The sequence below is a fragment of the Pelomonas candidula genome, assembly GCF_043555985.1.
GTDB lineage: Bacteria > Pseudomonadota > Gammaproteobacteria > Burkholderiales > Burkholderiaceae_C > Pelomonas > Pelomonas candidula.
Map to the genome: position 1 here is coordinate 236,039 of NZ_JBIGIC010000009.1, position 13,334 is coordinate 249,372.

General features: G+C 71.5%; 14 protein-coding genes. 4 read left to right on the forward strand and 10 right to left on the reverse strand.

The features are described 5' to 3' along the window. The first annotated feature begins 128 nt into the window (after window positions 1-128). Genes ACG04R_RS18720 through ACG04R_RS18735 form a run of 4 tightly spaced genes read left to right on the forward strand, consistent with a single transcriptional unit; the run spans window position 129 to window position 4,946 of the window. Window positions 129-1,679 (forward strand): tryptophan halogenase family protein, encoded by a 1,551-nt coding sequence (locus ACG04R_RS18720; RefSeq protein WP_394414188.1) that lies wholly within the window; start codon window positions 129-131, stop codon window positions 1,677-1,679. After that, window positions 1,676-2,395 carry a SapC family protein gene (locus ACG04R_RS18725; protein ID WP_394414191.1) on the forward strand — a complete coding sequence of 240 codons (720 nt, stop codon included), beginning with the start codon at window positions 1,676-1,678 and terminating at the stop codon, window positions 2,393-2,395. Before ACG04R_RS18720 ends, ACG04R_RS18725 begins: the two co-directional genes overlap by 4 nt. Before the next feature lie 2 nt (window positions 2,396-2,397). After that, the gene (locus ACG04R_RS18730) at window positions 2,398-3,405 is read left to right on the forward strand and encodes a cupin-like domain-containing protein (protein WP_394414193.1); all 1,008 of its coding nucleotides are present in this window, start codon (window positions 2,398-2,400) and stop codon (window positions 3,403-3,405) included. Continuing rightward, entirely contained in the window at window positions 3,402-4,946 is a 1,545-nt protein-coding gene (locus ACG04R_RS18735) for a tryptophan halogenase family protein (RefSeq protein WP_394414196.1), read from the forward strand. Before ACG04R_RS18730 ends, ACG04R_RS18735 begins: the two co-directional genes overlap by 4 nt. Window positions 4,947-4,960: 14 nt before the next feature. Here the strand turns inward: ACG04R_RS18735 and ACG04R_RS18740 are convergent, their stop codons facing one another. The 10 genes from ACG04R_RS18740 to ACG04R_RS18785 all read right to left on the reverse strand — a co-directional run bounded on the left by ACG04R_RS18740 (window position 4,961) and on the right by ACG04R_RS18785 (window position 13,282). After that, window positions 4,961-5,497: a DUF805 domain-containing protein gene (locus tag ACG04R_RS18740; protein ID WP_394414198.1), complete on the reverse strand. Its 537-nt coding sequence runs from the start codon at window positions 5,495-5,497 to the stop codon at window positions 4,961-4,963. Window positions 5,498-5,561: 64 nt separating this feature from the next. Beyond that, complete coding sequence (locus ACG04R_RS18745; RefSeq protein ID WP_394414201.1) at window positions 5,562-6,011, reverse strand: hypothetical protein; 450 nt, start codon at window positions 6,009-6,011, stop codon at window positions 5,562-5,564. Window positions 6,012-6,031: 20 nt separating this feature from the next. Further along, a complete protein-coding gene (locus tag ACG04R_RS18750) occupies window positions 6,032-7,405 on the reverse strand; it encodes a DUF58 domain-containing protein (RefSeq protein WP_394414204.1) in 1,374 nt (457 codons plus the stop codon). Next, complete coding sequence (locus tag ACG04R_RS18755; RefSeq protein ID WP_394414207.1) at window positions 7,402-8,382, reverse strand: AAA family ATPase; 981 nt, start codon at window positions 8,380-8,382, stop codon at window positions 7,402-7,404. Before ACG04R_RS18755 ends, ACG04R_RS18750 begins: the two co-directional genes overlap by 4 nt. Further along, window positions 8,379-9,608, reverse strand: a complete 1,230-nt coding sequence (locus tag ACG04R_RS18760; RefSeq protein WP_394414210.1) for a DUF4350 domain-containing protein — start codon at window positions 9,606-9,608, stop codon at window positions 8,379-8,381. Before ACG04R_RS18760 ends, ACG04R_RS18755 begins: the two co-directional genes overlap by 4 nt. Then, entirely contained in the window at window positions 9,605-10,351 is a 747-nt protein-coding gene (locus ACG04R_RS18765) for a DUF4129 domain-containing protein (protein ID WP_394414212.1), read from the reverse strand. Before ACG04R_RS18765 ends, ACG04R_RS18760 begins: the two co-directional genes overlap by 4 nt. Next, entirely contained in the window at window positions 10,338-11,084 is a 747-nt protein-coding gene (locus tag ACG04R_RS18770; RefSeq protein ID WP_394414215.1) for a hypothetical protein, read from the reverse strand. Before ACG04R_RS18770 ends, ACG04R_RS18765 begins: the two co-directional genes overlap by 14 nt. Continuing rightward, a complete protein-coding gene (locus tag ACG04R_RS18775) occupies window positions 11,074-12,042 on the reverse strand; it encodes a stage II sporulation protein M (RefSeq protein ID WP_394414218.1) in 969 nt (322 codons plus the stop codon). Before ACG04R_RS18775 ends, ACG04R_RS18770 begins: the two co-directional genes overlap by 11 nt. Beyond that, entirely contained in the window at window positions 12,039-12,686 is a 648-nt protein-coding gene (locus tag ACG04R_RS18780) for an RDD family protein (protein WP_394414221.1), read from the reverse strand. The genes ACG04R_RS18775 and ACG04R_RS18780 overlap by 4 nt, the downstream gene beginning before the upstream one ends. A 77-nt stretch (window positions 12,687-12,763) precedes the next feature. Beyond that, window positions 12,764-13,282: an RDD family protein gene (locus ACG04R_RS18785; protein WP_394414224.1), complete on the reverse strand. Its 519-nt coding sequence runs from the start codon at window positions 13,280-13,282 to the stop codon at window positions 12,764-12,766. Window positions 13,283-13,334 lie beyond the last annotated feature (52 nt).

Here is a 13,334-nt window from a genome sequence, read left to right on the forward strand (position 1 = left end):
CGGGGCATCCCGGCAGCCCCTGCTGAGGCACAGTCTGGTTCGACGGCGCTTTCGCTCTGGGGTGCCGTCCTTGTTCGCCGCATTGGCGAGGCCGCACGAGCGGCCCTTTTTGTTTGTGGGAGCCCCTGGTGGACAACCGACTGCGTGACATCGTGGTGCTGGGTGGCGGCTCGGCCGGCTGGCTGGTGGCCGCGCTGCTGGCCGCCGAGCATGGCGAGCCGCGCGGCGGGCTGCGCATCACGCTGGTCGAATCCCCCGCCACGCCGCCCATCGGCGTCGGCGAAGGCACCTGGCCCAGCATGCGCGACACGCTGCGCCGCATCGGTCTGTCCGAGGCCGACTTCGTGCGCCGCTGCGAGGTGTCCTTCAAGCAGGGCTCACGCTTCGACGGCTGGGCGCATGGCACTGCAGGCGCCGACGGCGACCGCTACTACCACCCCTTCATGCTGCCGGTCGGCTACGGCGATGCCGACCTCGCCGCCGCGTGGCTGGCCACGGCGTCCACGCGCCCGTTCGCCGACGTCGCCAGCCCCAGCGTGCAGGTCTGCGAGGCCGGCCTCGCGCCCCGCCAGGTGCAGACGCCCGAGTTCGGCGCCGTCGCCAACTACGCCTATCACTTCGACGCCGGCCTGTTCGGCCAGGCGCTGCGCGACCACGCCATCGCCCACCTCGGCGTGCGCCATGTCGTCGACCACGTCGACGCCGTGCTGCCGCACGAGAACGGCGACATCGCCGCGCTGCAGACGCGCGAGCACGGCCCGCTGGCCGCCGACCTCTTCATCGACTGCTCCGGCCTCGCGTCCCGCCTCATCGGTCAGCACTTCGGCGTGCCGCTGAAGAGCGAGCGCGAAGTGCTGTTCAACGATGCCGCGCTGGCCGTGCAGGTGCCCTACGCCACGCCCGGCGCGCCCATCGCGTCGGTCACCGTCGCCACCGCCTGGGCCAAGGGCTGGATCTGGGACATCGGCCTGCCCACGCGGCGCGGCGTGGGCTGCGTCTACTCGCGCGCCCACGCCAGCGACGACGAAGCCCAGGCCGCGCTGCAGGCCTATCTCGACGCCACCGGCGCACCACCCGAGCGCCCCACGCCACGGCCCATCCGCTTCGACCCTGGCTATCGCGAGCGCTTCTGGGTGCGCAACTGCGTTGCCATCGGCCTGTCGTCGGGCTTCATCGAACCGCTGGAGGCCTCCGCGCTGGCGCTGGTGGAACTGTCCGCCACGCGGCTCTGTGACGAGCTGCCGATGACGCGCGCGACGATGGACGCCGTGGCCTGCCGCTTCAACGACGACTTCGGCTACCGCTGGGCCCGCGTCATCGACTTCCTGAAGCTGCACTACGCGCTCAGCCAGCGCGACGACAGCAGTTACTGGCGCGCCCACCGCGACCCGGCCACCTGGCCCGAGCGCCTGCGCGAGCTGCTGCCGCAGTGGCGGCTGCGCCCGCCGGCACGGCATGACTTCGGCCGCATCGACGAGGTCTTCCCGTCGGCCAGCTACCAGTACATCCTCTACGGCATGGGCTTCCGCTCGGACGCCCCGCCCCTCTCCGCCGCCAGGCTGCAAGCCGCCCAGGCCTGCTTCGACGAATCCGCCCGCCAGGCCCGCCGCCTGTTGTCCGGACTGCCCGGCCATCGCAGCCTGATCGACCACATCCACGCCCAGAGCCCCGCCCGATGACCCGCCCCGCCCTGCTCGACAACGTCACCCACCGCCACCTGCGCCTGCACACCGGACGCTCCGCCGCCCTGGGCGACGCGCGCTCCTCGGCGCTGGCCCTGCCGGCCGAGTTCCGCCAGCTGCAGGCCCACTTCCCCATCGTCTTCCAGCAGGTCGACGGCCCGGATGGCAGCAGCTTCCAGCCCGTCGCGCTGTTCGGCCTGGAGGAAGGTCAGAACCTGTTCCTGACCGAGCACGGCTGGGATGCCCCCGTCATGCCCATGGCGCTGCAGCGCGACCCCTTCCTGATCGGCCGCAACGGCGACAACCTGCAACTGCACGTCGACCTGGACAGCCCGCGCATCGTCAGGCCCGAGGAGGGCGAAGTCGGCACGGCCATCTTCATGCCGCACGGCGGCCACAGCGAGTACCTGGACCATGTCGTCAGCCTGCTGGAGCACCTGCACGCGCACGCGCAGCAGCTGCCCACCTTCATCGACGCGCTGACCCGCCATCAGCTGCTGGAGCCCTTCGTCCTCGACATCGAGCGCCCGGACGGCGAGCAGAGCCGGCTGTCGGGCCTGTACACCATCGAGGAAGACCGCCTCGCCGCCCTGCCCGGCGCCGCACTCGAAGCGCTGCAGCGCGACGGCCATCTGCTGCCCATCTACATGCAGATGGCGTCCCTGTCGCAGCTGCAAGGCCTCATCGACCGGCAGGGTCGCCTCGCCCGCTGACCATGCGCGACATCCCCGCCTGGACGGGCCGCTTCGACCCCGACGACCTGCCCGCCGAGCTGCTGACCGGTGACCAGCCCTTCGTCGTGCGCGGCGGCTTCGCGCACTGGCCCGTCGTGCAGGCCGCACGCCAGTCCGACGATGCGCTGGCGGCGCACCTGATGGGCTTCTACCAGGGCATGCGCGTGGGCCTGTTCCAGCTGCCGCCCGAGGCCAGGGGACGCGCCTTCTACGCCGACGAGACGCTGACGAGCTTCAACTTCACGCGCCACATCGCGACGCTGGACCAGGTGCTCATGGGCCTGCTCGGCATGGCCGCCACGCCCGAGCCGCCGGCGCTCTACGTCGGCTCGACGACGGTCGACGCCGTGCTGCCCGGCTTCCTCGACCTGAACCGACTGGGCCTCGGCGCGCGCGAGGCCCTCGTCAGCCTGTGGCTGGGCAACCGCAGCCGCGTCGCGGCGCACTACGACCTGCCGGACAACCTCGCCGTCGTGGCCGCCGGCCGGCGCCGCTTCACGCTGTTCGCGCCCGACCAGATCCACAACCTCTACATGGGCCCGCTGGACCCGACGCCCGCCGGCCAGCCCATCAGCCTCGTCGATTTCTCGGCGCCGGACTTCGAGCGCTTCCCGCGTTTCTCGCAGGCGCTCGATGCCGGCCTCGTCGCCGAGCTGGAACCCGGCGATGCCATCTTCATCCCCAGCATGTGGTTCCACCACATCGAGGGGCTGTCGCCCGTCAATCTGCTCATCAACGCCTGGTGGCGCCAGACGCCCGGCTATGTCGACTCACCGCTGAACGCGCTGCACCTTGCACTGATGACGATGCGCAACCTGCCCGAGAAGGAAAGGCGCATCTGGCAGGCGCACTTCCAGCACTTCGTCTTCGAGGCGGACGACAGCACCTGGGCCCACATCCCGCCGGCCGCACGCGGCCTGCTGGAGCTGCCCGACGAAATCACCTCGCGCCAGGCGCGCGCGCAACTCCTGAGCAACCTCAAGCGATGAACACCTCCACTTCTTCCTTCCGCCGCGTCGTCATCGCCGGCGGCGGCACCGCCGGCTGGATGATGGCCGCGCTGATGAGCAAGCTGCTCGGCAAGCAGCTCGACATCAAGCTCATCGAGTCCGAGGAGATCGGCACCGTCGGCGTCGGCGAAGCCACCATCCCGGCGCTGACGACGTTCCACGAACTGCTGGGCATCAGCGAGGCCGAGTTCATGGCCGCGACCAACGCGACCTTCAAGCTCGGCATCAACTTCGAGGGCTGGAAGGCCATCGGCGAAAACTACTTCCACTCCTTCGGCACGACCGGCACCGACCACTGGAGCGCCGGCTTCCAGCACTTCTGGCTCAAGGGCCGGGCTGCCGGCATCGCCAAGGAGTACGCCGCCTACAACCCCGAGACGGTGGCCGCGTTCGCCAACCGCTTCGCCCACGTGCCCAACCACCGGCTGAACTACGCCTACCACCTCGACGCCGGCCGCTACGCCAAGTACCTGCGCGCCATGAGCGAGCGCTTCGGCGTGCAGCGCATCGAGGGCAAGATCGCCGCCGTGCTGCAGGACGGCCCGCAAGGCCGCGACGGCGACATCACCGCGCTGCAGATGCAGGACGGCAGCCGCATCGACGGCGACCTCTTCATCGACTGCACGGGCTTCCGCTCGCTGCTGCTCGGCGAGACGCTGGGCGTGGGCTACGAGGACTGGTCCTACTGGCTGCCCTGCGACCGCGCGGTCGCCGTGCAGACGGCCTCCGTGCGCGAGGCCTGGCCCTACACGCGCGCCATCGCCCACCCGTTCGGCTGGCAATGGCGCATCCCGCTGCAGAACCGCGTCGGCAACGGCCTGGTCTACAGCAGCAAGCAGCTCAGCGACGCCGACGCGCCCGAGGTGCTGAAGCGCCACGTCGAAGGCGAGCTGCTGATCCAGCCGCGCGTGCTGAAGTTCACCCCCGGCCAGCGCGCCAAGGTGTGGGAGCGCAACTGCATCGCCGTGGGCCTGGCCAGCGGCTTCGTCGAGCCGCTGGAGTCCACCAGCATCCACCTGATCCAGCGCGCCGCCATCCGGCTGATGCAGACCTTCCCGGCCGGCGGCGTGCAGCCGGCCGACCGCGACGAGTTCAACCAGCAATCCCGGCGCGAGCTGGAGCACATCCGCGACTTCATCGTGCTGCATTACCACGTCAACGAACGCACCGACTCCGACCTCTGGAAGCACGTGCGCGAGATGGACCTGCCGCCGACGCTGCGCCACCGCATTGAGCTGTTCCGCGAGAGCGGCCGCGTATTCCGCCCCAGCGACGAGCTGTTCGCCGAGAACTCGTGGATACAGGTCATGATGGGCCAGGGCGTCTCGCCGCAGCGCTACCACCCGGTGGCCGACCTGATGGGCGCGCCCGAGCTGAAGAACTTCCTCGGCGACATCGAGGTCCGGGTGTCCCGCACGGTAGGCGGCCTGCCGGGCCACCAGGCATACGTCGAACAGCTCTGTGCGCCGTATCGCCACGCGACGACGGCGCAGCTCGCCGCCGTCCCGCAGCGGGCCTGACGGCGGCGTCGGCGTCAGCGCGGGTTGGCAGCCTGCGCGGCGCGCGCGCGGTCGGTGTATTGCTTGTACTGGGGGATCGCCACGGCGGCGAGCATGCCCACGAGGGCAATGACCGGCAGCAGCAGGCCCAGGATGCGCACGCCCCAGGTATTGGGCGGCGGCGGCGGGCCGTAGCGGTTCGCGTCGCGGCTGCCAGGCCAGAAGACCCAGGCGAGCGCGATGACCGGGATGATGGACGTCAGCGACCACCAGCCGCTGATGTCCATGTCGTGGCAGCGCTTGATGCCAGTGATGACGGCGAACCAGAGGAAGATGACGAGGGGAAGCCAGGCAAGGACCGCGAGTGGGGGGGCGCTCACGACGACCACGGTCACCACGCCGGTGACGAGACTGTGCAGCACGGACGCCGCCGTGACATAGGCCAGGTAGCGCAGCCGGCCGATGCGGCCCTGGTGCGAGAACAGCTTCAGCTCCGCCACGCCTGCGCTGGACGGCGCGTCGGCCACGTAGGCCAGCGGCGGCGCGTACTGGTTCAGGCTGGGTTCGGTCATGGGTCCTCCTTGAAAAATCAGTGCTCGAAAACGGAATCGGATCGCAAGACTGCGACGGGGCGCTTCACCGCAGGCCGCGCCGCAGCCAGAGCCAGGCGCAGAAGCCGAACACCAGCAGTTCCGCTGCCCAGACTTCGTAGGCCGTGCCCGGAACGCCGGCACCGCCACTCATGACGACGATCTGCCGCGCGAACAGCCCGACGTGCAGCAGCCACGGCACGAACACCCAGCGGGAACGCCAGGCCAGCAGCGCCCCGGTGAGCACGACGAACAGCTCCAGCGCCAGCCACGGCCAGGGGTTGTAGGCCGGGTCGATGACCATGCTGTCGGTGAAGTAGCGCCAGTTCGAGATCAGCCCCAGCGAGCGCCACAGCCCCAGCGCCACGAGCACCGCGGCCAGCAGCCAGCGCAGCAGCAGCGTGACCGGCAGCCGCGCCGGGACGGCCGCGACCGGCGCCGCGTCGACCACGTCGGACTGCGGCGCGGCGTAGGGGTTCGGCGCGGGCTCGGTCATGGGGACTCCTGGGCCTTCATTCACAGCAGGCCGGCGCGCTTGACCTGGTGGTAGCGGTTCACCAGCGTGGCGGCCAGCGCGCGGGGCTCGACGTCGATGGACAGCTTGTCGTAGTCCACCACGCGGGCGAAGGCGTCGTGCCGGGCCTGCGACAGCAGGTGGGCGCTGGCCACCGTCACGGCGTCATCGGCCGCGGCGATGGGCTGGGCGGCGATGCGGCCCAGCGCGGTCTCGCGCAGGCTGGCCAGCAGCACCAGGTGGCGGCGGCGCAGCAGGCGCAGCGCGGGCTGCAGCTCCGGCGAGTCCTCGTCGCGGAAGTTGGTGAGGATGATGACCAGCGAGCGGCGGCGCAGCCGCCGGGACAGCGCCTCGGCCGCGGCCAGGTAGTCGGAGTGGTGGCCGCCCGGCTGCAGGTCGTGCATCTTGTTCATCAGCGCGTTGAGCGTGGCCATGCCCTTGCGCGGCGCGAAGTCGCGGCGCCCCGCCTGGTCACACCCGAAGGTCATCGCCCCCACCTCGTCGCCTTCGGTGAGCGCCACGTAGGCCAGCAGCATCAGCGCGTCCAGCGCGTCGTCGAAATGGCTGTTCTCGCCGATGCCGGCCGACTGCTCATCGGCGCGCATGCGGCGGCCGCAGTCGAGCATGAACATCACGCACTGGTCGCGCTCGTCCTGGTACTCGCGCACCACGGGCCGGCGCAGCCGCAGCGAGGCCTTGGCGTCGAGGTGGCGCAGCGGGTCGCCTCGACGGTACTCGGCCAGCTGGCGGAAGTCCGTGCCCTGGCCACGCTGCACGTAGTTCTTGATACCGATCTGCGCCAGCCGCCTGTCGCCCGACAGCCAGGCGTAGCGCGCCAGCGCGGCGAAGTTCGGATAGACGCGCAGGCTGCGCTCTTCGCCCAGGCGCTCGCGCACGTCGAACAGGCCGGCGCGGCTGCGCCACAACAGCTGCGTCAGCCCCAGCCGCACCACGCCGCGCTGACGCGCCGTGACGTGGAAGCGCAGGCTGGCGCGGCTCTGCGCCGCGACGGTCAGCCGGCGCGGCAGGCCCTCGAAATCGAACACCGGGTCCAACTCGTCGAACACCTGCAGGCGCCAGGCCCGCGGCCCCGGGTTGACGATGGCGATCTCAAGCTCGGTCGTCGCGCCGATCGCGAATGCCGCGGGCAGGCGCCGCTCGACGCGCAGCCCGCCTCGCGTCCACAGCCGCAGGCTGAACAACAGGTCCGCGGCAGCCACGGCGAGCAGCGCCAGCAGCAGCCCCACGCCGGCGGGCGCCACGATGGCGAGCGGCGCGCCCAGGCTCAGCACCAGCGAGGCGACGACGCCCAGCAGCGCCAGCACGGCGATGCTGGCCCGCGTGGGCAGGACGACGCGACGGGCCGCGGGTTTCAAAGCCGGGGCGCCTCCACGCTGTCGAGCGCGGCCTGCAGCAGCTCGTCGATGTCGCGGCCCTCGATCTGCGCGTCGGGCGCCATGGTCACGCGATGGCGCAGCACCGCCAGCGCCTGCGCGGCCACGTCGTCGGGCGTGATGAAGTCGCGGCCGTTGATGAGGGCCATCGCACGCGCCGTGCGCACCAGCGCCACGCTGGCGCGCGGGCCGGCACCCACCTCCAGCCCCGGCCAGTTGCGCGTGGCCCGCACGACGCGCACCGCGTAGTCGATCACCTTCTCGTCGGCCAGCACCTGGCCGGACAGGCGCTGCAGCTCCAGCACCTGCACGTCGTCCAGCACCGGCTGCACCGCCTCCAGCGGCAGCTCGTGGCCGGCGCGGCCTGTGGTGACGAGCTGCACGACCGCCGCCTCCTCCTCATGCGTCGGGTAGCCGATGCGCACATGCAGCAGGAAGCGGTCGAGCTGCGCCTCCGGCAGCGGGTAGGTGCCTTCTGTGTCCACCGGGTTCTGCGTGGCCATGACGATGAAGGGCCGCGGCAGCGGCAGCGTCTGGCCTTCCAGCGTGGCCTGGTACTCCTGCATCACCTCCAGCAGCGCACTCTGCGTCTTGGCCGGCGCGCGGTTGATCTCGTCAGCCAGCAGCAGGTTCGTGAACACGGGGCCCTGGCGCACGCGCAGGCGGCCCAGGCCCGCACCGGTGTCGTCCAGCACGCTGTGGCCGATGACGTCGGCGGGCATCAGGTCGGGCGTGAACTGCACGCGCGCGTACTGCAGGCGCAGCGCCTGCGTCAGCGCGCGGGCCAGCAGCGTCTTGCCCAGGCCCGGCACGCCCTCCACCAGCACGTGGCCGGACGCCACCACGGCCACCAGCATCTGCTCCACGGCCTGCGCCTGCCCGACGACGGCCTTGCCGATCTCGCTGCGCAGCGCGTGCAGCCACTGCGTGGCGAGCTTGAGTTCCTCGGGCTTGATCATGGGACTTGTCTTTCTTCAGGGGTTCCGTGGAGCCGGCGCCGGGCGGATTCCAGCACCTGCAGGTAGCGCAGCAGTTGCACCCGGGTGCAGAACCGCGCGGACAGCGCGGCCAAGAGGTCGTGGACGGGCAGATCGGTGGCCGCCGCGACGGCCGCCGCCTGCTCGGCCACCGGCAGGCGGCTCCAGCGCTGCAGCTTGCGTGCCGCCACCTCGGCCAATGCCCGCTGCTGGGCCACCAGCAAGGCCTCGCGGCCATGGCCCAGCAGGTAGGCGCCCAGGCCGCGCACCTGCTCCGAGATGGAGCGGCGCAGGCGCGGCGCGGGCGCCAGCCGGGGCCCGAAGCGCACGGCACCACGCCACAGCGCTGCAGCCAGTGCGAGCAGCCCGGCCACGATGGCAACCCAGCCCTGCTGCCACAGCCAGGGCAGGAAAGAGGCGCGCTTCTCGTGCAGGTAGACCCAGGTCGTTGCGCCCGGCATGGACTGCATGGCCGCTGCCAGCATCAGCGGCGCGTCGCACTCCAGTGCGTTGCGGTTGTCGAAGACTTGCCAGGGCAGGTTCAGCACCGTCACGCTGCCCTGCCCGACGGACACGCGCAAGGCCTGCGTCGTGCCCGGGGCCTCGGTGAGCTTCAGCGTCCAGTCCGCTTGCTGACCCTTGTGCACCTGCAAGCTGCGGTATTCGGCGAACAGCCGGCAGACGGCCAGCTTCTCGACGCCCTCCCACAGCGGTGGCGCGGACGCCAGGCCGGTGCCGAGATCGCCCGCGGCTCGCCCGGGGCGCCGGCCCCTGACCGCCGAAGCCGCCGGGGCAGCAGGTGTCGCGACGGCCCGCGCCGGACGCTTGAGCTTGATCTCGTCCACCGGCACCCAGTCCGCCAATGCGGTGTCTTCCCAGTCAGAGACCTGCGTCAGCACGAGATGGCCTCCGCCCTGCACCCATTGGTGCAACTGACCGGCCCGCTCGCGCACCAGTTCCCAGTCGTTGGACAGCAGCACCAGGCGAGCCCCCGGCGGCGGCATCGTGTCCAGCGCCTCGTGGTGCTCGACGGCCATGCCCAGGCGCCGCAACAACTGCTCGAAGGCGTAGACCGGGTTGTCGCGTGCCTCGCCCTGCGCGCCGCGGAAGCGGTCCGTCTCCACCCATTCGGTGTTGACCGACAGCCACCAGCCACCCACGACGGCCAGCAGCGCGGCCAGCAGCCAGCCCAGGCGCTCGATGTTCATGCCGGCCTCCCCGGCGCGGCTGCGGGCAGTTGCGCGTCGAAGCCCGCGCACAGCGCCTCCAGGCCGTCCGGCGTCAGTTGGCGGCGGGCGTAGGCCACCGTCTGCCAGCCCGCCACCAGTTGCGTCAGGAAGGCTTGCGGCGCCGGCGCGAGCCGCGTGGCCGCCAGCGCCAGGCACTCGCGCTCCGTGCTCGCCGCGCGGATGGGCACGCCGTGCGTGTGCACCAGCCGCGACAGCGCGCCGCGGTACAGCAGCGACAGCGCGGCCCGCTGCTCGCCGCGGCCCAGCAGCGCGCGCGCCGCAGCGCCGATGTCGGCCGGCAGGCTCTCGGGGCGGATGTCCAGCGTGCCCACGTGCGTGGGCGGCAGCGCCGCCAGCGTGCCGGCGCCGGACTGGCCGCCCAGCCAGTCGCGCAGGCGCAGCAGCACCCAGATCAGCAAGCCGGCGCCGACGATCCACATCGCCACGCGCAGGCCGGCGGACACGTTGCGCATCATGTCCACCCACCAGTTGACGTCATCCTTGTCGGGCGGCTTCTTCTTGTCGTCCTCACGGTCCTTGAAGCGCAGCGTCTTGGTCTTCTCGTTGCCGGGCAGCAGCGGGTCAGCCGCCACGGCGCTGGCCGCCGCCCGCACCGCGCTCGCGCCCACCGATGGCGCCGACGCGGCCACGGGCTGGGCGTGCGCGGCCGCACAGCCCAGCAGCACCGCCAGCGCCAACACCGGCGCCTCAAGCGAACGCATGTCGGAACTCCTGTTCGATGTCCCAGGCCTCCAGCACGACGCGCCGGTTCAGGTACATCGCGAAACCCGCCGCCACATAGAACGGCTCCAGGAACAGCACCACGGCGAAGTAGCTCAGCGACATGACCAGGCTCAGGCCCAGCTCGCCGGCCGCGTGCGCACCGGGGTGGAAGAACCAGTCCCACACGTCGGCGCTGCGGTTCTCCGGTGTGAACCACCACAGCAGCGCGACCAGCGAGTAAGCCAGCGCGGCTTCCGCGTGCGTGAAGGCCGTCTGCAGCGCCGTGGCCGCGCCGCGGTTGCCGTTGAGCATCAGCTTGGCGCGCTTGCGCCGCGCGCCGCCGCGCTGCGCCTCCAGCTGCTCGATGGGCTGCGTGTAGGCGCGCCACGGCGAGAAGCGGCGCCACAGCAGCGTGCGCAGCAACTGCCCGCCCAGCACCTGGCGCCGGGCGCGCCACAGGTCGCGCCAGCGCGTGGCCTCGCCGAACACGGCGCGTGACAGCACGAACAGCAGCACGCGGTCCAGCCACGGCTTGAGCCAGAACACGATCAGCATCGGCAGCCAGCCGAAGCTGTCCACGGTGCACAGTGCCAGCGCCGCCACCACGAGCATCACCGGCGTGAAGCAGCGCCAGATCGAGCCCGCATGCCCGCGAACCAGCGCCAGCCCCAGGTCGCAGGCCTCGCCCTGGCTGCGCGGGCGCAGCACCACCGCCAGGCCTTCAACGCGCATGCGTGCCTCCCCTGCCGAGCAGCAGCAGCCAGGTCGGCACCAGCACCCAGCACAGCGCGGCCACGCCGTACTTGACCTCGGCCGCGATCCAGGCCGCGGGGGACCAGAAGGCCTCGAAGGCCGCGGCCACCAGCAGCAGGAAGAACGCCGCATAGACCAGCGGCACCGCCGCCAGCGCCGCCGCGCGCAGCGCCTCCAGCCTCGTCATGCGACCCGGTGCCAGCCAGCCCAGGCCGACGCGCAACCCGGCCGCGCCCGACAGCACGATGCCGGTCAGCTCGAAAGCCGAGTGCGTGGCCACGAAGGGCCAGAAGTTGTGGCCCAGGCCCACGCGCGTGAGGTGGCCGGCGACGACGCCGATCAGCAGCCCGTTGTAGACCACCACGAAGGCACTCCCCACTCCGGCCAGGATGCCGGCACCGAAGCAGCGGAAGCCGATGCCGATGTTGTTGAAGATGTAGAAGCCGAACATCTGCCAGTCGCCGTCGGCGTCGCGCATCCGCCCCAGCGCCTGCTTGCCGTCCGCGTACATGCTCTCGTAGCGCCGCAACTGGCTGGCGTCGAGCAGGTGCAGCGCGAAGTCCGGGCCGTGCCATGCCAGCAGGAACGACACCGCCAGCGGCAGCACGAACAACAGCAGCGCCAGCAGCACGTAGCGGCCTTGCGCACGGACCGCGCCGGGCAGCTCCACACGCAGCAGCCGGCCGAGCCGGCCCAGCCCGTAGTCCTGCCGGCGGTAGATGAGCTGGTGCGCCTCCTGCGCCATCGCCTCCAGCCGCGCCACCAGATGGATGGGGTAGGCCCGCGACTGCGCCAGCGCCAGGTTTTCGCAGACACGCCGGTAGCGCGCCGCCAGCAGCGCGCCATCCACGGCCCCGCCCTGCCGGGCCTGCTGGAGCTGCTCGGCAAACGCGTCCCACACCGGGCCGTACTCGGCCTCGAAGCGCATCGGGGTCATGCCCGCTTCCCCATCAACCACTGCGCCACGCCCAGCAGCCGCTGCGCCGTGTCGCGGCGGGGCTCATCGCTTTGCACGGGAGGCAGCGCAGCGGCGGCAAGCCGGGCCAGTTCGTCGAAGCGCGCCGGCGTCAGCCGCTTGGCGCGGCCCGCCCAGGACAGGATGGCCGCCTGCTCGCGGGCGCTCAGCGCCCGGGCCGGCGCGAGCGGCGCGGCCGGTGGCGGCGCGTCGTGCAGCACGACGGGGTCGGCATGCACGACCAGCGTGCCCGCGGCCAGGTCGCCCAGGCGCTTGCACTCGCGGTTCAGCAGCATGGCGACGATGCCGAAGGCATAGGCCAGCGGCAGGAAGTCCGCCACGCGCAGCAGGTTGCGCGTGAACGAGGCCGCCGGCGTCACCGGCAGGCCGGTATCCATGACGACGCGCAGGCCCAGCGCGCGCTTGCCCGGCGTCGCCCCGCCGCGGCGCAGCTCGAACACGATGGGATAGAGCCACTCCACGCTGAAGATGCCGATCAGCACCAGGCCGCTGCCCAGCCCGCCCCAGGCGCCAAGCCCCAACGCCAGGCCCAGGTCGATACCCAGCCGGATCAGCAGATCCAGCAGGAACGCCATCGTCCGCGCCACGAGGCCGGCGGGCTGCAACGACAGGACGATGCCTTCCGGCGTTTCGACGAGCGCCAGCGTGTCGATGCGCTGGACGGGCGCCGCGTTCGGCGCGCTCAGAGCCTGATCACCTGGGTGTCGGCGATCGTGTCATGCAGACACTTGCGCGAGCCGCGGAAGATCAGCAGCGAGTCGATCAGGCCGTAGACCATCGCGACGATGGGGTTCAGGTTGCTGACGATGCCGATGCCGTAGCGCAGCCCCAGCAGCCGCCAGGCGTCGGGCCTGGAACCATCCGGGCGCACGATGCGCAGCTTGAGCAGCATCTTGCCGACGGTCTGCCCGCGCGTCACCAGCGGCCAGCCCTGCACGAGCAGGAACACCAGCAGGCCCAGCCCCGCCGACCAGGGCGTCAGCGACCACATGCTCTTGGCGGTCGCCTGGGTCTGGACCAGGAACGCCTGTTGCAGCACGGGGATCATGCCGGCGGCCCAGCCCAGCGCGGCTGCGATGACCGTGTCCACCACGACAGCGAGGAGGCGCGTCCCGCGCCCGGCCAACATCACCTCGCCCGTGGCGAGGTCCTCCACATGCGCCTGCGGTGGTGCGAAGCGCTCGTCTGCCAATTCCGACATGTCCATCTCCCTGGAACTTTGGCGCGCATTCTGCCGGGAGGTCGGGGGGCGG